The following is a 21,474-nucleotide window of genomic DNA, read 5'->3' on the forward strand; positions in this document are numbered from 1 at the left end:
CCCGCTCCGTGGCGCCTCCGCCCACAGAACCAGGAGAACCACATGCCCATCCGTCGCTTCGGCCGCCCCGGGCTCATCGGGACCGCCGCTCGCACCGCCGTCATCGCCGGGACTGCCTCCGCGACCGCGGGCGCCGTCCAGCGCCACCAGGCGAACCGTGCCCAGCAGTCGTGGGAGGCCCAGCAGGCCGAGGCCGCGCAGGAGCAGGCACGCATCGAGGCCGCGGCCCAGCAGGCCGCGGCCCAGTACGCCCAGCCCGCGCCGGCCGCGCCCGCCGCGGCCCCGGCGCAGGACGACCTGCTCGGCCAGCTCGAGCGGCTCGGTCAGCTCCACGCCTCCGGCGTGCTGAGCGACGCCGAGTTCGCCGCGGCCAAGGCCAAGCTGCTCGGCTGACGAGGAGAATCGCCATGGCCACGTTCACCGTCTGGAAGTTCGACTCTCCCGAGGGCGCGGACACCGCGTCCCGGATCCTGCACGACTCGGCCTCCGAGCACGCGATCCGCATCATCGACACCGCGGTCGTCTCGTGGCCGGAGGGCGCAGCCAAGCCGACGACGCGTCACGGTCACCAGGACGAGTGGCGCGGCACCGGCTGGGGCGCGTTCTGGGGCCTGCTGCTCGGCTCGCTCTTCTTCGCGCCCGTGCTGGGCGCGGCGGCCGGCGCCGCGATCGGCGCGTCGACCAAGGCGATGGCCGCCGTGGGGATCGACAAGGACCAGCTCGACCGCATCCGGGACGGCGTCACGCCCGGGTCGTCCGCGCTGTTCGTCGTCACCGAGGACGGCGACCTCGACCGCGTGGGCGAGCGGTTCCACGGGGTCCACGGCAAGCTCGTCGCCACGAACCTCACGGACGCCGAGCGGAGCACCCTCCTCGAGACGTTTGACTGACGGACCGGCCCCGCGCGTGCTCAGTCGTCGAGGCGCGCGGGGAGGCCGAACAGCGGAAACCACGAGGCCGTGTCGAGGAACGCGTTGATGGCCGTCACCCGCCCGTCCTCGGTCTCGATCACCTGCAGCGCCCACGGCTCGTGCCCGCCGTCCGCGGCCCGACGGTACTGGCCGAACCCGAACGTGCCGTTCACCGCGACCGGCACCATGCGGGACCCCTCGCACTCGTGGCCGGGCCCGGTCATCCAGGTCACGATGTCCGCCGTGCCCTTCATCCACAGCGGGTACGGCGGCATGGACAGCGTCGCGTCCTCGTGGAGGATCGCGACGAGCGCGTCCATGTCGTAGCGCTCGAACGCGTCGAGGTAGCGCTCCAGCAGCAGCCGCTCCTCGTCGCCGAGCCCGGCGTTCGACGCGACCGGCGCGGGCGCGGGCTCGGCGTCCTCGCGGAGGCCCGAGCTGTCCCAGTGGGCCCGTGCCGCCAGCGTCGCCCGCGCCCGCTGCAGCGCGCTGTTCACCGACGCGACCGACGTGTCGAGCAGCTCCGCGACCTCGCTCGCCTGCCACCGCAGCACCTCGCGCAGCAGGAGCACGGCGCGCTGCTTGGGCGGCAGGAACTGCAGCGCGGCCACGAACGCGAGCCGGATGGTCTCACGGCCCACCGCGACCTGCGCCGGGTCGCCGTCGTGCGGCAGCACGCGATCGTCGGGCACCGGCTCGACCCACGTCTCCTCGGGGAGCACCTGGCCCAGGTTCTCGGCCTCCGGCGCCTGCGGGCCGCCGAGGCCCATGGGGCGCTCCCGCCGCTTGCGCGCGCCCAGCGCGTCGAAGCACACGTTCGTCGCGATGCGGTAGAGCCAGGAGCGCAGCGACGAGCGGCCCTCGAACCGGTCGTAGGAGCGCCACGCGCGCAGGAACGTCTCCTGCACGGCGTCCTCCGCCTCGAACGAGGAGCCGAGCATGCGGTAGCAGTAGCCCGTGATCTCCCGGCGGTGGCCCGCGAGGACCGCGTCGAGGTCGTCGCGCTCGGGCAGGGGAGCGGGGCCGGTCGCGGTGGCTTCCGGGCGGACGCTCGTGGGGGTGGCGAGGTCGGTCATGGTGCTGCCTCTCAGGACTCGAGGTCTCGACGTTCGCGGGGGGTGCCTACGGTGGGTGCGCGCTGCCGCGACCGCCCGCGCGGGACCAGGGGAGTGGCCCACCTCACACACGCTACCTCTGCCCTCCGACACGGCACAGCCCGTGCCGACCCCGGGGTCGCTCCCCGGGCTCGCGTCGGGGCGGGGAGGAACCCCGGGCTCGACGACCGGGCTCAGTCGTCCAGGTCGAGCTCGAACCACACGGCCTTGCCCGGGACGCCGTCGATGGCGTCGACCCCCCAGCGCGATGCGCAGCGCTCGAGGAACTGCACGCCCCGGCCGCCCGTCTCGTCCGGGCGCGGGGACCGGAGCCGAGGCAGCGCCGGCGAGCCGTCCCGGACCGCGACGCGCAGGACACGGTGCCCGACCTCGAGCTCCGCCTCGACCGGGGCCGCGCCGTGCTGGACCGCGTTCGTCAGGATCTCGCTCGTGAGGAGCATCGCGATGCGGCGGACCGACGGGGAGACGTCACAGCTCTCGAGGACGTCGTCCACCCAGCGCCGGGCCGGTCCGATCGCCGACGACGCGTGCTCGACCTGCCGCGTCAGGACGGACGGCCGTCCCGGTCCGGGCGGTCGGGCGACGGCGTGCCGCACCCGCAGCGCGAGGACGGCGACGTCGTCGCGCTGGTCGGACACGAGCCGGCGCACGAGCGCGTCGGGCAGGGCGGACGTCGCGGTGGCCGTGAGCTCGGCGAGGACGGCCCGCACGGCGCCGAGGCGCTCGGCGTAGGACGCGCCGCGCCGCTCGACGAGACCGTCGGTGTACAGGAGGAGCGTGTCGCCGTGCGCGAGGTGCGCGCGGTGGTCGTGCCGCGTGGTGCCGGGGACGACGCCCAGCATGAGGTCCGGGGGCGCGTCGAGCGTCTCGACGGTGCCGTCGGCGCGCAGCACGAGCGGGGACGGGTGCCCGGCGTTCGACCACGTGAGGTCGAACCCGTGCGGGGTGCGGTCGAGCCGGACGACGGCGGCCGTGCCGCTCGAGTGCAGCGCGAGGCCGCGGTTGGCCCGGTCCAGGAGCCGCAGCAGGACCGCGGGGGGCTCGTCCTGGCACCACGCGAACGTGCGCAGCATGGAGCGCAGCTGGCCCATCTGCGCGGCCGCGCGCATGTCGTGGCCGGTGACGTCGCCGATCATGAGGACGCACGCGTCGTCGTCGAGCACCACCGCGTCGTACCAGTCGCCGCCGACCTGGTCGGTGCGGGTCGCGGACGCGTAGGTGGCGGCGAGCTCCGCGCTGCGGACCGACGGGAGCTCGGTGAGCATCGCCGCCTGGAGCGTCGTCGCGACGCGGTGCCGCTCCTCCAGGAGCCGGACGCGGTCGAGCGCGTGCGCGACGTACGACGCGACCGTCGTCTCCGTCTTCACCGCGTCCTCGTCGAACTCCCGGACCGCGTCCCACGCCAGCGCGACGACGCCGAGCAGCCGCTCCCCGGCGAGGACCGGGAGGAAGGAGCGCGCCTCGACGTCGTCGGACGTGATGAGGGCCGCCGCCTCGGGCAGCCGCGCCGTGTAGTGGGCGTGGTCGCGGAAGAACAGCGGCTCGCGCGTGCGGGCGGCGATCGCGGCGCCGCGCTCGTCGTCGATCCGCATCCGGCGGAACGACACGGGGACGCCCGGCTCCAGGTGGTCGAGCGTCGTGTACTCGAGGCGCGTGCCGCTCGCGTCGAGCATCGCGAGGCCCGCGTAGCGGGCGCCGATCGCGGCGCCGACCGCGGAGAGCCGCTCGGCGACGTCGCGCACGGACGTCGCGGCGGCGAACGACTCGGAGAGCTCCAGCAGGAGGCGGGACCGCCGGTTGGCCGCGAGCGCGACCCGCTGCATGCGCTTCGCCCGCGCCCGGGCGAGCCGCAGCCGCAGCTCGGACGTGCACGCGGACGCGAGGTCGGCGAGGGTCGCGAGGTCCTCGTCGGACCACGGCCTCGGGCGTCCGTCGAACGCGCACAGCGACCCGACGGCGCGCCCGTGCGGGTCGAAGATCGGGAAGCCGGCGTAGGACACGACGCCGATGTCGTCGACCGCGCGGAGCGAGGCGAGGTGCGGGACGACCCGGGCGTCCTCGACCACGAGCGGTCGTGCGTCGCTCGTGACGAACTGGCAGAACGTGTGGCTCAGGGGTGTGCGGCGCTCCGACTGGTACGGCTCGGGCAGGCCGAGCGCGCCGGGCAGCACCGCCTCGTCGTCGAGGACGAGCGTGACCAGCGCCGACGGCACCCCGAGCTGCCGCCGCACGAGACGCGCGAACCGGTCGAACGACTCGTCCGCCACCGGCTCGGCGAGCCCCGCCTGCGCGAGCTCGTGGATCGCCTGGGCGTCGGTCATGGTGCCAGTATCACCAGGACGAGGCCGGTCAAACAGTGCAAGCGGTGCCAGCCGGGCACGCGGACGGGGTGAAATCGGGAAGAAGGGAACCTCGGGCGGGGACGCTGCGTGTACCGCTCGTGAGACCACGACACGACGGCGGGCGCGGCCCGCGAGGGGTGAGGACGTGACCGCGACGGGTGCGGCCGGACCGGTCGGGGGGACCGGCAGGCTCCAGCTGCTGCTCGACGTCGCAGGTGACGACGATCGGGACGACGATCGGGACGATCATCGGGACGGCGAGCTGGACGGCGCGCCGGCGGTCGAGGTCGACCTCGTCGCCCGGCGCACGCGCGACGAGGAGTTCTCGGCGTTCATGCGGGACGCCCGCGACCCCCTGCACCGCATGGCGTACCTGCTCTGCGGGGACCGGCACCGGGCGGAGGAGCTCACGCAGCACGCGCTGGAGCGGACGTACCGCGCGTGGTCGCGGGCCCGTGAGCGCGACCCGCTCGCCTACGCCCGCCGCGTGCTGGCCAACCTCCGCGTCGACACGTGGCGCCGCACGCGGCGCGAGGTGCTCGCCGGGCCGGACGAGCTCACGCAGGCGGAGGGCGTCGGCCGGCCCGGCCGCCCCGGTGCCGGGGAGCCGACGGGCTCCGTCGACGATCGCGACGCCGTCGTGCGCGCGCTCCTGACGCTCCCGGTCAAGCAGCGCCGCGTCGTCGTCATGCGGCACCTGCTCGACCTCAGCGAGAGCGAGGTCGCCGCCGAGCTCGGCATGCCCGTCGGCACCGTGAAGTCCACGGCCTCCCGGGGCCTCGTGCGCCTGCGGGCGCTCCTCGGCGCACCCGACGGCACCGCTCCCGCCCCGACGACCACCACCCTGACCTCCCCGACCACCCCGACCTCCGGAAGGACACCCCGATGAGCCCCGTGACCGGACGCCCGGTGCCCACCCCGCCCGAGGACGACTTCCTCGCCCGGCTGCGCCGCACGGCCGACGACGCCGTCCCGCCCTCCGAGCTCGACCTCGACCTGGTTCTCCGGTCGAGCCGTCGCGGCGTGCAGCGGCGCCGGTCGCTCGCCGGCGTCGCGGGCGTCGTCGCGCTGGGGCTCGTCGGGACGGGCGTCGTGACGGCGGGCGGCCCGGACGGGTTCCGTGACCTCGCGCGCGAGGTCGTCTCCGGGTCGCCGGGGTACGAGGTCGTCACGGCGGAGCCCACGCTCGTCGACGTCGCGCCGGGCGTCGTCGCGGTGAAGGAGCCCGCGACGTACCGGCGCGACGACGGCACGTACCTCCTCGACCTCGGCCTCGGTGCGTGGCGCGACGGCGAGCGGTTCCTCGTCGAGTACCGTCCCGAGCCCGCGGGGAGCGAGCAGCCTCCGGGGCTGCGCGTCCTCGCCGGGGACGACGGCGACCTCGCGGTCCTGCGGCGCGGAGGCACGGCGGGAGCGGTCGTGCACGACGGCTTCCAGAACCTGGTCCTGCTCCAGCGCGAGGGCGGCGCCGAGGGTCTGGTGCTGAGCGTCGCGACCTCCGCCACGCCGCCCGGGTCGGACCCCTCGTGGGAGCGCGAGCGCATGGAGACCTGGATGCTCCTGGCCGGTGAGGGACCGGCCGCGACCGGCCCGACGTACCGTCTCCCCGACGCCTGGGCGGAAGGTCTCTTCCTCAACGTCGCGGCGCTCGGCCCGGAGGCAGGTCCGGCGACGGACGTCCGGGGGATCCTCACCGCGACGCGGTCCGAGAACAACCGGAGCCTCGGGGCGATGACGTGCGGCTCGCCGCTGACCGGTCCCGACCGGGACCCGAGCTGCCGAGCCTCGTACGACCCGACGACCCGGGAGGTCGTGCCGATCGAGACGTCGCCCGCGATCCCCCGGCTGCTCGTCGACCGTCTGCTCCCCGCCGCCCCCGCGCCCGGCGACACGTCCGACGCGGAGCTCAGGACGTGCCTCGACGTCCGCGGAGTCGAGACCGGCATGCTGCCGGACCGCTGGTACCTCGACCCCGGGGGCCTGGACGGGGACGCCTGGCGGCAGTGCCTGCTGGACGTGGCGCTCATCTCGTCGGCGCGCACGGCCCAGGCCCTCGGCTCCGCCACGCCCGAGTCGTGACGCCGGCGCGCACGGGCACGCCGAGGCGTCGTGACGGACGGGGTCCGTTCAGGTGCCGCCGCGGGACCTGAGGTCGCCGAGCGCGTGCTCGGCACCGTGCGCGTCGAGGTAGGTGCCGCCCCGGACCTCCGGGACGTGCGTGCCGTCGCGGCCGGGAGCGAAGCGGTGGACGAGCGGGTGGCCGGTGGGGACGTCGAGGTCCTGGACCTCCTCGGGCGTGAGGTCGTCCACGAGCACGGACAGCGCGCGCAGCGAGTTGCCGTGCCCGACGACGAGGACCGCCTCGCCCCGGGCGAGCGCCGCGCGCGTCTCCGCCCAGAAGGGACGCAGCCGTTCGACGACGTCCGCGAGCGACTCGGCGTCGGGGCGCAGGGCGGCGCGCGCGGCGTCGGGCAGGCGCAGCAGGGTGCCGTCGACGAGCGGACGCGCGGGGTCGTCCGCCGCGAGCGGCGGTGGTCGGTGCAGGTAGGAGCGGCGGTAGCGCCAGTAGGCGGCCTCGCCGTAGTCGCGCCGGACGACGTCGCGCGGCTTGTCCGTGAACGCGCCGTAGTGGCGCTCGACGAGGCGCCACTCGACCGCGAGCGGCGGCGGGCCGGGCAGCGCGTCGGCGACGATCGCGGCCGTCGTCGCGGCGCGCACGAGCGGGGACGTGACGACGCGGCGCGGCGCCAGGGCGGGCTCGCGCGCGACGGCGTCGGCGAGCAGCCGGGCCGCGCGCCCGGCCTCGGCGACCCCGACGTCCGAGAGCGGCACGTCGAGGAGGCCGGTGAAGCGGTCGCCCGCGTTGAACGTGCTCTGCCCGTGGCGCACGAGGACGAGGGTGCCGACCGACCCACCGTCCGGCGGTCCGGGTGACGCCCCCGGCGACGGGTCGGACGACGAGCCCATCGCGTCAGACCTCGAGCAGCCCGCGCTGGTGCGCGAGCGAGACGGCCTCGGCGCGACCGGACGCGCCGAGCTTGGCCAGGACGTTGGACACGTGGACGCTCACCGTCTTCGCCGAGATGAACAGGCGCTCGCCGATCTGCCGGTTGGTCAGGCCCTGCGCGACGAGCAGGAGGACCTCCTCCTCGCGCTCGGTGAGGACCGCCGTGGTGGACCGCCGGACGCCGGGCAGGTCGAGCCGGCCGCGGCGCCCGAGCGCGCGCACCGCCTCGGCGAGGGGGGCCGCGCCCATCGACTCGGCCTCCTCGAGAGCCTGCGCCGCCTCGATCTCGGCCGCGTTGCGGTCGCCCGCGCCGAGCAGCGCCTGGGCCCACCGGAAGCGCGAGCGTGCGACCTCGTACCGGTAGCCGTAGTCGAAGAGGCGCGTCGTCTCCTCCCACAGCGCCGGGTCGTCCTCGCCCGTGAGGCGCGAGTGCTCCGCCGCGGCGCGCGCGAGCCAGGCTCGTCCCTCGGGCCCGAGGCGACCGCCGCGCGGTCGGCCGCGCTCCGCCGTCGTGCGCGCCGCCTCCAGCAGCTCGTCGCCCCGCGCGACGAGCGCCGCGACCTGCCCGGTGCCCGACGCACCCTGGAGGCGCGCCGCGTCCGCGGCGTCGGCGAGCGCGGCGAGCGCGAGCGCCGAGATCCAGATGCGGCCCAGGAAGTAGTCGCTCCACGTGCGGCCCAGGTGGTCCACGAGCTCGACGGCGAGCGCGACCGCCTCCTCGTCCCGCCCCGCCCACGTCAGCGCGTCGATCGAGCAGCCGCCGGAGATGAGCGCGATCTGCCCGTCCCGGAACCAGTCCCGCCGCAGGGCCGTGCCGCGGGCGAGCGCGTCGTCGTCGCCGCGCGCCACCGCCGCGTAGAGCTGGACGCACGAGAGCTGCGGGGCGGACCCCTCGGGCATCGTCTCGCCCGTGGTCTCGGTGGGCGTGAGGTCGCCGAGCACGTAGCGCACGAGGTCGCGGAACAGGCGCAGCTCGACGCCGTACGCGCTCCAGCCGAGCCCGGTCGCGCGCGCCCGGTCGAGGCCGTCGGCCGTCACCTGCAGCGCCTCGTCGATGCGGCCCGCGTAGTAGCGGTTCGCCGCGATGTTGTACCAGCAGCGCAGCTCGGTGAGGATGTCGCCCGCCTCGACGGCGCGCTCCCGGGCCTGGGCGAGCAGCACCGCGGCGCGGTCGTCGTCCGCGACCTCGAGGATCGCCATCGTGGTGAGCACGTCCGCCTCGACGTCGGGCGCGTCGAGCCGGTGCGCGACGTCGAGGGCCTGCGCCGCGACCTCCGCGGCGAGCTCGTCGAGGTCGGCGTTCATCGCGGCGCGCGCCCGCATCGCGAGCGTCCACGCGCGGTCGAGCGACGGCGGCTCCTCCGGGAGCACGGCGAGCGCGGCCTCGGTGTGGGCGAGGGTCTCCTCGACCTCCTCCGTGCCGAGCAGGTACCGCGACAGGACGTGCCGCAGCGACGCCTGGCGCATCGGGTCGCCCGCGGTGCCCTCGACGACCTTGCGCGCGAGCGCGACCGCGCGGTCCGGCTCGCCGGCACGGCTCGCTGCCCCGGCCGCGGCGAGCGCGACGGTGACGCGGTCCTCGCCGAGGAGGTCCGCAGCGTCGGGCACCGCCTGCCAGAGCGCGAGCACCTGCTCGAGGTGCCGCAGCTCCTCCGCCGGCGCGAGCACGCGCGCGGCCTTGCGGGCGGCGGCGCGCGACGCCGTGAGCGCGGCCGGGAGGTCGTGCGCGGCGAGCGCGTGGTGCGCGCGCAGCGCGGGCGACCCGAGCCCCGGGTCGTCGTCGAGCGCGGCGAGGTAGGCGCGGTGCACGCCGACGCGCTCGCCCGGCAGCAGGTCGGACGCGACGGCCTCGGCGAGCAGCGCGTGACGGAACACGACCGTGTCGCGTGCGCCGTCCCCCTCGACCGCGAGCACGTGGTGGGCGATGGCCTCGCGCAGCGCGGCGTCGAACGAGCGCCCGGTGGCCGCCTCGCCGTCCGCGGCGTCGCGCGCGAGAGCGGCGCGCAGGAGCGGCTCGCTCACCTGGCGCCCGGACACCGACGCGACGCGCACGAGGTGCTGCCCGGCGGGGTCGAGCACCTCGAGGCGGGCGCGCAGGACGTCCGCGAGGGACCAGGGCAGCTCGTCGTCGAGGCCCGACTCGACGAGCTCCTCGGCGAAGTACGCGTTGCCCTCGGAGCGCGTCCGGACGGACTCGAACGCGTCGGGCAGCAGGGGAGCGCCCGCGAGCGCGGTGGTGAACTCGCGCAGCTCGCCCTCGGTGAAGGGGGAGAGCTGCACGTGCTCGACGCGCGGGTGGCGCAGGAGCTCCGCGAGGACGGGGCGCAGGGGGTGGCGACGGTGCAGGTCGTCCGCGCGGTAGCTCGCGACGACGAGGACGTGCTCCGCGCGCAGGCGCGCGACGACGAAGCGCAGGACGTCGCGGCTCGACGGGTCCGCCCAGTGCAGGTCCTCGACGACGAGCACGAGCGGCGCCTCGGCGGTCCCCGACGCGGCGAGCGCGGCCGCGATGCTCTCGAAGAGCTGGAGGCGCTCGCCCTGGCTCTGCTCGTCGTCCGCGGGCGTCCCGGCGTCGAGCAGGCGCGCGAGCGCGGGCCGCGCCGCGACGGTCTCGTCGACCGCGGGGTGCTGCGCGCGCAGCGTCGTCAGAGCTTCGGAGAAGGGCAGGTACGGAAGACCGACCTCGCCGAGGTCCACGCAGTGGCTCCAGACGACGGTCGCGCCGCTCCCGGCGGCGAGCTCCGCCGCACGCGTGAGGAGGCGCGTCTTGCCGACCCCGGCGTCGGCGCCCACGAGCACCACGCCGGGTTCGCCCCGGCGCGCGCGCTCGACCGCCGCGGAGAGCGCGTCGAGCTCGGCGGCGCGGGCCACGAAGGGCGCGCGCGAGGAGGGGCGTGGCACGGCTCCCATCCTCGCAGCGTGCACCGACACGTGACCACCGCTTACCTCGCCGGAGCCCGCGCCGGACACGACGACGCCGCCGACGAGAGAGTGCTCGTCGACGGCGTCGGGCGGCGCGGTCACCGCGCCGCGTGGTCGTGGCGCTGACGGCGCCCGCGCCACCAGTGCAGCAGCGAGGGCTCGTCGTGCCGGAACTCCTCGCGGAGCCGCTGCGTGCGGTACGCGAGATCCGCCTCGAAGGTCGGATCGAACTGTGCGCTCATGGTCGTCCCCGTCTCTGCAGGCACCCTGCCTGTCCGACGCTCACGTTCGTCCTGAGCACCGGGTCGTCGCATCGGACGACCGCGCAGCGTTCGGGGGAGGGTGCCTTAGGCGGTCCCCGCCCCCGACCCTGAGGCGCCTGAGGTGGGTCGTCGCGCCTAAGGCGCCCGGCCCGCACGGGCCGCCCCGCGCGGGCGCCACCAGGAGATGCGTGCCCACGGCGGCGCGCGAGCATGGGACGAGCGGCCGTCGGAGAAGGAGGTGGCGCGGTGGCACGGATCGACCGGATCGCGGAGCCGTGGGGGACGCGGACGCCGTACGGGCCGGGCGAGGAGTGGCCCGTCCGGGTCGACTCGCACCTCGCCGAGGGCGTCACCGGGGACGACGTCGAGCGGTGGGTCCCGTCGGCGTCGATCCTGCACTCGAACGGGGACGGGCTCGACGTCGCGGTCGCGGACGGCCGGATCGTCGGGGTGCGGGGCCGGGCCGAGGACCGCGTGAACCACGGGCGGCTCGGTCCCAAGGACCTGTACGGCTGGCAGGCGAACGCCTCGCCGGACCGGCTCACCCGACCGCTCGTCCGTGAGGACGGGCGGCTCGTCCCGACCTCGTGGGACGACGCGATGCGCCGGGTGGTCGACAGGGCCCGGGACCTGCTCGACGAGCAGGGCGCGAGCGCCCTGGGCTTCTACACCAGCGGCCAGCTCTTCCTCGAGGAGTACTACACGCTCGGCGTGGTCGCCCACGCCGGGATCGGGACCAACCACGTCGACGGCAACACCCGGCTGTGCACGGCGACGGCCGCCGCGGCGCTCAAGGAGTCGTTCGGGTGCGACGGGCAGCCCGGCTCGTACACCGACGTCGACCACGCGGACGTCGTCGCGCTCTTCGGCCACAACATGGCGGAGACGCAGTCCGTGCTGTGGACCCGGGTGCTGGACCGGCTCGCGGGGCCGAACCCGCCCGCCGTCGTGTGCGTCGACCCGCGCCCCACGCCGGTGGCGCGTGCCGCGACCGTGCACCTCGCGCCCCGGCCGGGGACGAACGTGGCGCTCATGAACGGGATCCTGCACGAGATCCTCGAGCGCGGCTGGGTCGACCACGACTACGTCGACCGGCACACCGTCGGGCTCGAGGAGCTGACCCGCGGGCTCGCCGACTACCCCGTCGACGCGGTGGCCCGGATCTGCGACGTCCCCGCGGACGACCTGCGCGAGGCCGCGCGGGTCCTCGGCACGGCGGAGCGGCTGCTGTCGACGGTGCTCCAGGGCTTCTACCAGTCCCACCAGGCGACGGCGGCGGCCGTGCAGGTCAACAACCTGCACCTGCTGCGCGGCATGCTCGGCCGGCCGGGCTGCGGCGTCCTGCAGATGAACGGCCAGCCGACGGCGGAGAACACGCGCGAGTGCGGCGCCGACGGGGACCTCGCGGGGTTCCGCAACTGGTCGAACCCGGCTCACGTGGAGGAGCTCGCGCGCCTCTGGAACGTCGACCCGATGCGGATCCCGCACTACTCGCCGCCGACCCACGCGATGCAGATGTTCCGGTACGCCGAGGAGGGCTCGCTCCGCCTGCTGTGGGTGCAGGCGACCAACCCCGCGGTGTCGTTGCCGGAGCTCGCGCGGATCCGGTCGGTCCTCGCCCAGGACCGGCTCTTCCTCGTGGTGCAGGACCTCTTCCTCACCGAGACGGCGCAGCTCGCCGACGTCGTGCTGCCCGCGGCGACGTGGGCCGAGAAGACGGGCACGTTCACCAACGCGGACCGCACGGTGCACCTGTCCGAGAAGGCGGTCGAGCCGCCCGGCGAGGCGCGGGCGGACCTCGACGTGTTCCTCGACTTCGCGGAGCGCATGGACCTCCGAGACGAGGACGGCGGCCCGCTCGTCACGTGGCACGACGCCGAGTCCGCGTTCGAGGCGTGGAAGGAGTGCAGCCGGGGCCGCCCGTGCGACTACTCCGGGCTCACGTACGACCTGCTGCGGGGTGCGGGCGGCATCCAGTGGCCGTGCGACGCCGAGCACCCGGACGGGACCGAGCGCCTGTACGCGGACGGGCGGTTCTTCGCCCACCCCGACGTGTGCGAGAGCTACGGGCGCGACCTCGTCACCGGGGCGCCGTTCGACCGCACCGACTACGCGGCGGCCAACCCCGAGGGGCGCGCGCTCCTGCGGGCGGCCGAGTACGTCCCGCCGCACGACCTGCCGACCGAGGAGCACCCGCTCCAGCTCGTCACGGGCCGCACGCTCTACCACTTCCACACGCGCACCAAGACGGGGCGCGCGCCGCAGCTCCAGGAGGCCGCGCCGGAGGTGTGGGTCGAGGTCTCCGAGCACGACGCCGTCGTGCACGGGCTGGTCGAGGGCGACGTCGCGGAGGTGCGCACCCGGAGCGGGAGCGTCCGGGCGCGGGTGCGCGTCAGCGGCATCCGGCCGGGCGTCGTCTTCGTCCCGTTCCACTACGGCTACTGGGACACCCCCGGCGGCCACGAGCCGGAGGAGCACGGGCGCGCCGCGAACGAGCTGACCCCCACGGACTGGGACCCGGTGTCCAAGCAGCCGATCTTCAAGACGGCGACGGCCGCGCTGCGCAAGGTCGCCGACGGCGGCGGCACGGCCTCGCCCGCCCCCACGACGACCGCCTCGGCGCCCCTCGCCCCCGGCGTGCCGCCGACGCGCGGGGCGCGCGGCGCGACCGCTGACGAGACGGTCCCCGCGACCGGAGACAGGAGCGCACCATGAAGATCGGCCTCGTCCTGCGCGAGCTCCACCGCTCCGAGGCCGACCTCGCCCACGAGCTGCTCCAGGCCAGGGAACGGCACCGCGCGGACCACGAGCTGCACCACGTGGCGCAGGACCTCGCGGAGTGGTCGTCGCGCCACGTGCGCGAGATCGCGGAGGTGGCCGGCCCGTACGGCGAGGAGCTCGACCCGGAGGCCGGGCGCGACACGGGGCTCGCCCGCGCGGTCCGCGACCGCGCGAGCGAGCTCCTGGGCCGGTCCTCGGCGCCGGGCCTGCTCCTGCTGCGCGACCTGCGGACGATCTACACCAAGGCCTCCGGCGTCACCGTCGACTGGGACATGCTCGGCCAGGCGGCGCAAGCCGTCCGGCACGCCGACCTGCTCGACGTCGTCCAGCGGTGCTTCCCCGAGACCCGGCGCCAGGCGCGCTGGGCCGAGGCCAAGCTCAAGGAGTCCTCCACGCAGGTCCTCGTGAGCTGACCGTCCACGGCGCGCGCTCAGCCGGCGTCGAAGCGGTCGTCGGCGTCGCGCTCCGGGTCGTCGGCGGGCACCTCGCCCGGGATCGCCTCGGTGGCGGCCGCACCGGCGCGGTCGGTGCGCGCCCGGCCGGGTGCGTGCCCGTCCTCAGGGGGTGCCTCGGTCGAGCGCTCCTCCGCGCCGTGACGTGCGGTGCCCTCGTCGTTCTCGCTCATGTCTGCCCGTCCCTGGGTCGTCGGTCTCGTCCTCGACGCTAGGGCGGGTCCGCGGGGCTCGCAGTCGGTGGCCGTGGCACCGGGCCTGAAGACGGGTGGACGGCGCCGGCCGACGGGGGCTATCACCAGGGCATGACGATCCTCGTGACCTCCCTGTTCGACGTCCGACCGCTGGAGCAGGAGGACCGCGAGCCGGCCCTGGACGTGGTGTGGCGGGCGTTCGGGTGGGGATATCGGCAGGACTCCGCCGACGACGTCTTCGCCGGCCGCTCCATCGAGGCCGACCGCACGCTCGTCGCCGTCGACGGCCCGGGTCGCGACGTCGTCGGGACGGCGAGCGCCTACTCGCTGCGGATGACGATGCCCGGCGGGGACCTGCTGCCCGTCGCCGGGGTGTGGATGGTGACCGTCGCGCCCACCCACCGCCGGCGCGGCGTCATGACGGCGATGATGCGCCGTCAGCTCGCCGACCTCGCGGCCGGGGGCGAGGCCGTGGCCGCGCTCTGGGCGACGGAGGCCGGCGTCTACGGGCGCTACGGCTACGGGATCGCGTCGTGGCGCCAGCCGATCGAGGTCGACCTCGCACGTGCCGCGTACACGCCGCGCGCGCGGGACCTCGCAGCACGGTCGTCGGCCCGTCTGCACCTGATGTCCCTGGACGACGCCCTGCCGCACCTGACCGCGATCCACGACGACCTCCTGGGCTCGCGGCCCGGGACCCTCGCGCGCGACGCGGACCGCTGGCAGTTCCTCCTCGGCGGCGGCGACGGCCGTCCGCCGGCCGAGATCGTCGTCGCCCTCGGTCCCGAGGGCCCGAGCGGGTACGCGGCGTACCGGGTCCGTGAGGGGAAGCCCGGGCTGGTGCCGGCGGGCGTGGTCGCCGTCCAGGAGGTGAGCGCCACGGACCCGGCCACCCACGCCCGGCTCTGGCGCTACCTGCTCGACCTCGACCTCATGAGCACGCTGACGTGCGAGTCGCGGCCCGTGCCGGACCCGCTGGCCCACCTGCTCGCCGACCACCGACGGATGCACGCGCGCCTCGACGAGGCGCTGTGGGTCCGCGTCGTCGACGTCGAGCGGGCGCTCGCCGCGCGGGCCTTCTCCGCCCCCGTCGACCTCGTCCTCGACGTGGCCGACGACGTGGCTCCCGCGAACGCCGGGCGGTGGCACGTCGTCGTCGGCGCGGCGGGCGGCACGGCCACGGTGCGCCGGACCGACGCGCGCGCCGACCTGTCGCTGGACGTCGGCGACCTCGGCGCGGCCCACCTGGGCGCCACCCCGCTGCACGTCCTCGCGCTGGCGGGACGCGTCGTCGAGCACACGCCCGGCGCGGTCGCCGCCGCGTCGGCGGCCTGGTCCTGGTCGCCCACGGCGCACGCCGCGGAGATCTTCTGAGCCCTCGCCGTCGACCCGGCGTGACCGGGGTCACTCCTCCCGTTGCCAACGACCCGGCCCCGGCGCAGACTGGACGAAGGACCGGACCCGCTGTGGGGGTGACCTCGTGACCGACACCTACGACATGCTGCCGATGCTGGGCCGTGGCAAGCACCGCAACCCGAAGAAGGGCGCGTGCTTCATGGAGCTCGCGTCCTACCTCGCGGGGGAGCGGTGGAGCGACCATCCACGGTGCACGCACCCGCTGCTCGCGATGCTCGCGCGCGCCGTGAACGACCTCACGGTCGACCCGGAGCGCCCCAAGCTCGCGCCGCTCATCCCGTCCGTCATCGGGCTGACGAGCGACGACCCGCACTGGGACGTGCGCATCGCGCTGCGGGCAGCGGTGACGGCGCTGCCGATCGCCCCGGCGGACCGGCAGCAGACGCTCGCCGTCGCGATCATCGGGGCGGAGAAGATGCTCGACGTCCTCGACGACCGCCCCGCGGGCACGCTCAGCGCCGAGTCCGCGGACGCGCTCGCGAGCTGCCCGCGCACGGCGCGCTGGGCGCAGCGGTTCTGCGAGGGCGCGCGGCTGCGGCCGAACCGGTTCGTGCGCGACGCCGCGCCGAGCATCATCTCCGCGGCGGTGCAGGGCATCGCCGAGGCGTGCGTGCCGGACCCGGACGAGCGCCTGCGCGCGCTGCTCGCCGCGACGATCGACGACTGCCGGGCCTGGGACGACGCCGAGCCCGCACCGGCGCTCGACCCCGAGTCGTGGGCACCCGTCGTGCGGCCCTCCGCCGTCGGGACCCGGTGAGCCGCCGGTGAGCGTCACGGGGGACGGGCTCGACGAGAGCCTGGGCGCGCAGCTCTGGGCCGCCGTCGACCCCGCCGTCCCGCCCAGCGGGACCGGCTGCGCCGAGTGCGACGCGGCCGGCGGGTGGTGGGTCCACCTGCGCCGCTGCGCGACGTGCGGGCACGTGGGGTGCTGCGACACGTCGCCGGCCCAGCACGCGACGGCGCACTTCCAGCAGACCGGTCACCGCCTCATGCGCTCCTTCGAGCCGGGGGAGGACTGGTACTGGGACTACGAGACCGAGCAGGTCCTCGAGGGCCCGCACCTCGCCGCGCCGCTCTCGCGCCCGCCGGAGCAGGGCTCGCCCGCCCCGGCCGACCGCGTGCCCTCCGACTGGACGTCCCTCATCCACCGCTGACCACCCGCACCCGTCGCCGACCCCGGGTTCGGCGTCTTCCGAGGGTCCCTGGGGCTGCCGCGTCATGTCCTGTGCTGTGAGGTGTTGTCTTTTTCTGGTGGAAGTTGTTTGATTCTGGGGAGACGTCGTGCGGTGCGCCAAGGAAGGCGACCGCCGGACACGGGAGCCCGGTACGCCGCCGCGTCGAAGCAGTCCCTGGATTCACTCGACGAGGAGGAAGCACGGATGCAGTCCATGACAGCGGTAGCGCCCCCACGGGGCAGACCCGCGAGGATCGTCGCGGCGGCGTTGGCCGCGGCGCTGACGGTCCCCCTGGCCGTGGCGACGGCGGTCGGTGCGACCGCGACGCCGGCGGCCACGACCACGGACGAGGCGGGCGCGCAGGACGTCGCGGCCCAGGACCTCGCCCTCGACAACGGCCTCAAGGGCGAGTACTTCCTGTCCGGCGGCCCCGGCTGGCCGCTCACCGACCTCAAGGCCACGATCCCCGACCAGCGGATCGAGTTCCCCAACCTGGTCCCGACGTTCGCCGAGCTCACGGGCCGCGGCGAGCGCACGTCCGCGCGCTGGACGGGCAAGATCACGCCCGACTACAGCGAGGCGTACACGTTCTCCGCGATCGGCGACAACGGCTTCCGGCTGTGGATCGACGACCGGCTCGTCATCGACCACTGGGTCGACGACTGGGACGTCGAGCAGACCTCCGCCCCGGTCCAGCTCCAGGCGGGCCAGGAGTACTCGTTCCGCATGGAGATGTTCCAGAACACCGGCGGTGCGCACCTCCGGTTGCGGTGGCAGAGCCCCTCGCAGGAACGTGAGATCGTGCCGACCGACGCGTTCACGTACCCCGACGACTTCGTCGTCTTCCCCGCGCAGGCCGCGCTCGAGAGCGACGGCACGAGCCTCAACGTGACGTTCCAGGGCGCCGCGGGCGGCGTCGACGAGAGCCTCGTCGACCACCTCAAGGTCCAGGTGGACCAGCTCGCGTGGCCCGTCGCGCAGGTCGCGGCGCAGGGCGACGTCCTCGGCATCACGCTCGCCGAGCCCGTCGACCGCGCGTCGACCGCCCGCCTGGTCTACGACGGCGAGGGCGACCTCACCGTCGGCGGCGAGAAGGTCGGCTCGCTCAACCTGCCGGTCGCCAACGGGTCCGAGTTCCGGATCCAGACCCCGTGGGCCGACGACTTCGACCCCACCAACCCCCTGCCGGAGTATCCGCGCCCGCAGCTCACGCGCGACGCGTGGCAGAACCTCAACGGCGTCTGGCAGTTCGAGGCGGCGGAGTCCGACGACGCCGTGCCGAGCGGTCGCGACCTCGACGAGGAGATCGTCGTCCCGTACGCGGTCGAGTCCGCGCTGTCGGGCATCGAGCGCCGCGAGGACGACATGTTCTACCGCCGCACCTTCGAGGTGCCGCAGGACTGGGCCGTGGGGAGCGACAACCGGCTGCGCATCAACTTCGGCGCCGTCGACTACGTCGCCACCGTGTACGTCAACGGCCAGCAGGTCGGCACCCACCGCGGCGGCTACGAGGCGTTCTCCGTGGACGTCACCGACGCGCTCGTCGAGGGCACCGAGCAGGAGCTCGTGGTGCGCGCCGTCGACACGACGGACGGCAGCAACCAGGCCGTCGGCAAGCAGACGCTCAACCCGGGCGGCATCTTCTACACCCCGACGTCGGGCATCTGGCAGACGGTGTGGATGGAGCCGGTCCCCGCGGCGGCGATCGACGCCGTCGTCACGACCCCCGACGTCGAGGCGGGCGTGCTCGCGGTGACCGCGCAGTCGGCCTCCGCGTCGGACGACGCCGAGGTGACCGCCGTCGTGCGGGACGCCGAGGGCACCGAGGTCGGCACCGTCACCGGCGCCGCGAACGAGCTGCTCACGGTCGAGATCCCGGACGCGCACCTGTGGTCGCCCGAGGACCCGTACCTCTACGACGTCGACGTCACGCTCACCGACGGAGGCTCCACCGACACGGTGGCCTCCTATGCGGGCATGCGGTCGATCGAGGTCTCCGAGGTGGACGGCGTCCAGCGCATCCTGCTCAACGGCGAGAAGACGTTCCTCATGTCGACGCTCGACCAGGGCTACTGGCCGGACGGCATCTACACGCCCGCGTCCGACGAGGCGTACGTGTTCGACATCCAGGCCCACAAGGACCTGGGCTTCAACACGCTGCGCAAGCACATCAAGGTCGAGCCCGCGCGGTTCTACTACCACGCCGACACGCTCGGCCTGATGATCTGGCAGGACATCCCGAGCGGCTGGTTCAACAACGGCGACACGAACCCGGCGTCCCGCGTCTTCTGGGAGCAGGAGATGAAGGACATCATCGACCAGCACCGCTCGGTGCCGTCGATCGTGGGCTGGGTGACGTTCAACGAGGGCTGGGGCGAGTGGAACCTCGCCGACACGGCGCGGATCGGCAACACGATCGACGAGTACGACCCGAGCCGCATCCTCAACACGCACTCGGGCTACAACTGCTGCGCGTCCAAGGGCGACTCCAAGACGGGCGACATCATCGACTGGCACATGTACACCGGCCCGGCGCTGCCGAAGCCGGACGCCACGCGCGCCGCGATCGACGGCGAGCACGGCGGCTTCTCGATGAGCGTCCCGGGCCACATGTGGCCGGGCGTGTCCGCCAACCCGTACGGCGGCGTCGCGAACAGCGAGGCGCTGACGGACGCGTACGTGCAGAACACGGAGAAGCTCGTGCGGCCGGCGCAGTGCTACCTGTCCGGCTCGGTGTACACGGAGATCTCCGACGTCGAGAACGAGCTCAACGGCTTCTACACGTACGACCGTCGCGTGCTCAAGATGGACGCCGCGCGCGTGAAGGACGTCAACGAGCGGGTCGTCGCGGCGGCGAAGCAGGGCTCGGCGCCCGTCGACCCGGGCACCCCGGGCCTGACCGGCACGGGCCGCTGGTCGTTCGACGAGGGCCAGGGCACGACGGCGGCCGACGGCGTGGGCGACCACGCGGCGTCGGGCACGGGCGAGTGGGTGGCCGGGCGCGACGGAACCGGGTCCGCCATCCACCTCGACGGCGTCGACGACCACTTCACGACCGAAGGGCCTGTCGTCGACACGACCGGCTCCTACACGGTCTCGGCGTGGGTCCAGCTCGACAAGAAGCCGAGCAACTGGTCGACCATCGTGGGCCAGGACTCCACCGTGGGCGCGAGCGCGTTCTACCTCCAGTACGGCGGGGGCGGCCGGTGGGCCTTCTCCTACGAGGGCGAGCCGCGGGCCGAGTACGTCGTCGAGCCGGTGATCGGCGACTGGTACCACGTCGTGGGCGTCCGCGACGCGGCCGACCAGAAGCTCAAGCTCTACGTCAACGGCGAGCTCGTCGGCCAGTCCGACGTGTGCGGCGGCACCACGCCGTCCGGGCCGCTCACGATCGGTCGCGGGCAGTGGAGCGGCAACCCCGTCGACTACTGGCCGGGCACGATCGACGACGTGCGCGTCTTCGACCGGGCGCTGTCCGACGCCGAGGTCGCCCAGGTCTACGCCGGCGACGACGGCGAGGAGCCGGAGCTCGACGTGACGGTCACCGCGCAGACGCGCTGCCTCGCGGGCAAGGCCTACGTGGCCGTGCGCGCGACGAACGGCGAGGACGTCCCCGTGGACGTCACGCTCGACACGCCGTTCGGGACCAAGGCGTTCAGCGCCGTGGCCCCGGGTGCGAACGCGTACCAGTCGTTCGCGGTGCGCGGCACGTCCGTCGAGGCGGGCGAGGCGACCGTCACGGCCTCGGCCACGGTCGACGGCGAGCAGGTCACCGCGGAGGTCGTCGCGCCGTACGACGCGACCACCTGCGGCTGACCGGCAGGCGCCGACAGCAGACGCCAGGCCCGTCCCGTCCGGTTCTCCGGGCGGGGCGGGCCTGGCGTCGTGTCGTGCGGGGAGCCGCCGGTCAGGCGGTGACCGTCGCCCGCACGGTCGTGACCGTCCCGGTGCGAGACGTCGTGGGTCCGGGTCCGTCAGGCGTTGCGACGGTTCCCCCGGGTGACCGCGCCGTAGATCCCGAGCGTGATCAGCGAGCCGAGGATCGCCAGGAGCCAGGTCCGGAAGTCGCCCAGGTCACCGAGCGACGTACCGAACAGGACGGAGCCGAGCCACCCACCGAGCAGCGCCCCGAGGATGCCCAGCAGGATCGTGACGATCAGCGAGCCCGTCTGCTTTCCCGGCAGCACCGCACGCGCGACGAGACCGGCGACGAGGCCGAGGACGATGTACGCGAGCCAACCCATAGGTTTCTCCTTTTCGTCTGCTGTGCGAGGTTTTGCCCCCAGCCGCGCCAGCATCGCAGCGACCGCGTGGACTCGCACGCGGACGGAGGGGGCCGCCGCCCGGCCCGCCGCGTCAGGCCGTGGTGGGCCCGGAGACGTTCACCAGCCACCCGACGCCGAACCGGTCGGTGAGCATGCCGAACTCGTCTCCCCACGGCGCGGTCTCCATCGCCATGACCTCCCGCGCGCCGTCGGAGAGCGCGGCGAACCACGCACGGAGGCGCTCGCGGTCGTCGGGGCCGCCGAACAGCGCGACCGACGCGTGGTCCGTGAGCGTCGTCCCCGGCGGCACGTCGGACGCCATGAGCGTCCCGACGCCCTCGATGGGGAGCTGGGAGTGCATGACCTTCGTGGCCTGCGCGGGGTCGTCGACGGGCCCGATCGAGTCGTAGGTGCTGATGTCCGGCGTGACGCCGAAGACGGTGCCGTAGAACTCGACGGCCTCGCGGGCGTCGCCGTCGAAGTTCAGGTAGGGGCTGAGCTGAGCGGCCATGATGACCTCCACGTCGTGGGTGCGGACCTGACTCCTGTAGGGACCGGTGGCGACCCCCGGACTGAGCGGACCGCCGCTCCGCCGGTCGGCTAGGGTGTGCGCGGCCCGACGGCGCGGCCA

At 74.8% G+C, this 21,474-nt stretch carries 18 protein-coding genes; 10 read left to right on the top strand and 8 right to left on the bottom strand.

Annotated elements, in window-relative coordinates:
• The first annotated feature begins 42 nt into the window (after window positions 1-42).
• Both ABRQ22_RS13615 and ABRQ22_RS13620 read left to right on the top strand, forming a co-directional pair.
• The gene (locus tag ABRQ22_RS13615) at window positions 43-393 is read left to right on the top strand and encodes an SHOCT domain-containing protein (RefSeq protein WP_115941646.1); all 351 of its coding nucleotides are present in this window, start codon (window positions 43-45) and stop codon (window positions 391-393) included.
• Between the two features lie 14 nt (window positions 394-407).
• The gene (locus ABRQ22_RS13620; RefSeq protein ID WP_353707114.1) at window positions 408-890 is read left to right on the top strand and encodes a DUF1269 domain-containing protein; all 483 of its coding nucleotides are present in this window, start codon (window positions 408-410) and stop codon (window positions 888-890) included.
• Between the two features lie 20 nt (window positions 891-910).
• Here the strand turns inward: ABRQ22_RS13620 and ABRQ22_RS13625 are convergent, their stop codons facing one another.
• Complete coding sequence (locus ABRQ22_RS13625; RefSeq protein ID WP_353707115.1) at window positions 911-1,987, bottom strand: sigma-70 family RNA polymerase sigma factor; 1,077 nt, start codon at window positions 1,985-1,987, stop codon at window positions 911-913.
• Between the two features lie 212 nt (window positions 1,988-2,199).
• On the bottom strand, window positions 2,200-4,347 hold the full coding sequence (locus ABRQ22_RS13630; protein WP_353707116.1) for a SpoIIE family protein phosphatase: 2,148 nt from the start codon (window positions 4,345-4,347) through the stop codon (window positions 2,200-2,202).
• Window positions 4,348-4,513: 166 nt separating this feature from the next.
• Between ABRQ22_RS13630 and ABRQ22_RS13635 the strand changes: the two genes are divergently transcribed.
• Together ABRQ22_RS13635 and ABRQ22_RS13640 are read left to right on the top strand one after the other, a co-directional pair.
• Window positions 4,514-5,257, top strand: coding sequence for a SigE family RNA polymerase sigma factor (locus ABRQ22_RS13635; protein WP_353707117.1), 744 nt, complete (start codon window positions 4,514-4,516; stop codon window positions 5,255-5,257).
• Window positions 5,254-6,447: a hypothetical protein gene (locus ABRQ22_RS13640; RefSeq protein ID WP_353707118.1), complete on the top strand. Its 1,194-nt coding sequence runs from the start codon at window positions 5,254-5,256 to the stop codon at window positions 6,445-6,447. Before ABRQ22_RS13635 ends, ABRQ22_RS13640 begins: the two co-directional genes overlap by 4 nt.
• Before the next feature lie 48 nt (window positions 6,448-6,495).
• Here the strand turns inward: ABRQ22_RS13640 and ABRQ22_RS13645 are convergent, their stop codons facing one another.
• The 3 genes from ABRQ22_RS13645 to ABRQ22_RS13655 form a co-directional block, all read right to left on the bottom strand.
• Window positions 6,496-7,257 (bottom strand): 2,3-bisphosphoglycerate-dependent phosphoglycerate mutase, encoded by a 762-nt coding sequence (locus tag ABRQ22_RS13645; protein ID WP_353707119.1) that lies wholly within the window; start codon window positions 7,255-7,257, stop codon window positions 6,496-6,498.
• A gap of 82 nt (window positions 7,258-7,339) precedes the next feature.
• Complete coding sequence (locus ABRQ22_RS13650; RefSeq protein ID WP_353707120.1) at window positions 7,340-10,276, bottom strand: AAA family ATPase; 2,937 nt, start codon at window positions 10,274-10,276, stop codon at window positions 7,340-7,342.
• A 119-nt stretch (window positions 10,277-10,395) separates the two neighbouring features.
• Window positions 10,396-10,539: a hypothetical protein gene (locus ABRQ22_RS13655; RefSeq protein WP_253051864.1), complete on the bottom strand. Its 144-nt coding sequence runs from the start codon at window positions 10,537-10,539 to the stop codon at window positions 10,396-10,398.
• Window positions 10,540-10,806: 267 nt separating this feature from the next.
• On the opposite strand from ABRQ22_RS13655, the gene ABRQ22_RS13660 reads away from it, so the two are divergent.
• Together ABRQ22_RS13660 and ABRQ22_RS13665 are read left to right on the top strand one after the other, a co-directional pair.
• Window positions 10,807-13,275: a nitrate reductase gene (locus ABRQ22_RS13660; protein ID WP_353707121.1), complete on the top strand. Its 2,469-nt coding sequence runs from the start codon at window positions 10,807-10,809 to the stop codon at window positions 13,273-13,275.
• Window positions 13,272-13,754: a hypothetical protein gene (locus ABRQ22_RS13665; RefSeq protein WP_353707122.1), complete on the top strand. Its 483-nt coding sequence runs from the start codon at window positions 13,272-13,274 to the stop codon at window positions 13,752-13,754. The genes ABRQ22_RS13660 and ABRQ22_RS13665 overlap by 4 nt, the downstream gene beginning before the upstream one ends.
• A 17-nt stretch (window positions 13,755-13,771) precedes the next feature.
• Here the strand turns inward: ABRQ22_RS13665 and ABRQ22_RS13670 are convergent, their stop codons facing one another.
• Window positions 13,772-13,966: a hypothetical protein gene (locus tag ABRQ22_RS13670; RefSeq protein ID WP_253051870.1), complete on the bottom strand. Its 195-nt coding sequence runs from the start codon at window positions 13,964-13,966 to the stop codon at window positions 13,772-13,774.
• 132 nt (window positions 13,967-14,098) lie between these two features.
• Here ABRQ22_RS13670 and ABRQ22_RS13675 point away from each other — a divergent pair, with 132 nt between their 5' ends.
• The 4 genes from ABRQ22_RS13675 to ABRQ22_RS13690 all read left to right on the top strand — a co-directional run bounded on the left by ABRQ22_RS13675 (window position 14,099) and on the right by ABRQ22_RS13690 (window position 20,394).
• A complete protein-coding gene (locus tag ABRQ22_RS13675; protein WP_353707123.1) occupies window positions 14,099-15,361 on the top strand; it encodes a GNAT family N-acetyltransferase in 1,263 nt (420 codons plus the stop codon).
• A gap of 106 nt (window positions 15,362-15,467) precedes the next feature.
• Window positions 15,468-16,160 carry a hypothetical protein gene (locus ABRQ22_RS13680; protein ID WP_253051874.1) on the top strand — a complete coding sequence of 231 codons (693 nt, stop codon included), beginning with the start codon at window positions 15,468-15,470 and terminating at the stop codon, window positions 16,158-16,160.
• A gap of 7 nt (window positions 16,161-16,167) precedes the next feature.
• A complete protein-coding gene (locus ABRQ22_RS13685) occupies window positions 16,168-16,557 on the top strand; it encodes a UBP-type zinc finger domain-containing protein (protein ID WP_253051876.1) in 390 nt (129 codons plus the stop codon).
• A gap of 225 nt (window positions 16,558-16,782) precedes the next feature.
• Complete coding sequence (locus ABRQ22_RS13690) at window positions 16,783-20,394, top strand: LamG-like jellyroll fold domain-containing protein (RefSeq protein ID WP_353707124.1); 3,612 nt, start codon at window positions 16,783-16,785, stop codon at window positions 20,392-20,394.
• A gap of 158 nt (window positions 20,395-20,552) precedes the next feature.
• Here the strand turns inward: ABRQ22_RS13690 and ABRQ22_RS13695 are convergent, their stop codons facing one another.
• Together ABRQ22_RS13695 and ABRQ22_RS13700 are read right to left on the bottom strand one after the other, a co-directional pair.
• The gene (locus ABRQ22_RS13695; protein ID WP_253051880.1) at window positions 20,553-20,822 is read right to left on the bottom strand and encodes a GlsB/YeaQ/YmgE family stress response membrane protein; all 270 of its coding nucleotides are present in this window, start codon (window positions 20,820-20,822) and stop codon (window positions 20,553-20,555) included.
• A gap of 112 nt (window positions 20,823-20,934) precedes the next feature.
• Window positions 20,935-21,354 carry a VOC family protein gene (locus ABRQ22_RS13700; protein WP_353707125.1) on the bottom strand — a complete coding sequence of 140 codons (420 nt, stop codon included), beginning with the start codon at window positions 21,352-21,354 and terminating at the stop codon, window positions 20,935-20,937.
• Between the last annotated feature and the right edge of the window lie 120 nt (window positions 21,355-21,474).

This window comes from Cellulosimicrobium sp. ES-005 (genome assembly GCF_040448685.1).
In the GTDB taxonomy this organism is placed as follows: domain Bacteria; phylum Actinomycetota; class Actinomycetes; order Actinomycetales; family Cellulomonadaceae; genus Cellulosimicrobium; species Cellulosimicrobium cellulans_G.

Coding starts and splice junctions, on each gene's coding strand:
- ABRQ22_RS13620 (WP_353707114.1), top strand. CDS start 408: ATGGCCACGTTCACCGTCTGGAAGTTCGACTCTCCCGAGGGCGCGGAC.
- ABRQ22_RS13675 (WP_353707123.1), top strand. CDS start 14,099: ATGACGATCCTCGTGACCTCCCTGTTCGACGTCCGACCGCTGGAGCAG.
- ABRQ22_RS13640 (WP_353707118.1), top strand. CDS start 5,254: ATGAGCCCCGTGACCGGACGCCCGGTGCCCACCCCGCCCGAGGACGAC.
- ABRQ22_RS13665 (WP_353707122.1), top strand. CDS start 13,272: ATGAAGATCGGCCTCGTCCTGCGCGAGCTCCACCGCTCCGAGGCCGAC.
- ABRQ22_RS13700 (WP_353707125.1), bottom strand. CDS start 21,354: ATGGCCGCTCAGCTCAGCCCCTACCTGAACTTCGACGGCGACGCCCGC.
- ABRQ22_RS13670 (WP_253051870.1), bottom strand. CDS start 13,966: ATGAGCGAGAACGACGAGGGCACCGCACGTCACGGCGCGGAGGAGCGC.
- ABRQ22_RS13690 (WP_353707124.1), top strand. CDS start 16,783: ATGCAGTCCATGACAGCGGTAGCGCCCCCACGGGGCAGACCCGCGAGG.
- ABRQ22_RS13630 (WP_353707116.1), bottom strand. CDS start 4,347: ATGACCGACGCCCAGGCGATCCACGAGCTCGCGCAGGCGGGGCTCGCC.
- ABRQ22_RS13695 (WP_253051880.1), bottom strand. CDS start 20,822: ATGGGTTGGCTCGCGTACATCGTCCTCGGCCTCGTCGCCGGTCTCGTC.
- ABRQ22_RS13615 (WP_115941646.1), top strand. CDS start 43: ATGCCCATCCGTCGCTTCGGCCGCCCCGGGCTCATCGGGACCGCCGCT.
- ABRQ22_RS13655 (WP_253051864.1), bottom strand. CDS start 10,539: ATGAGCGCACAGTTCGATCCGACCTTCGAGGCGGATCTCGCGTACCGC.
- ABRQ22_RS13625 (WP_353707115.1), bottom strand. CDS start 1,987: ATGACCGACCTCGCCACCCCCACGAGCGTCCGCCCGGAAGCCACCGCG.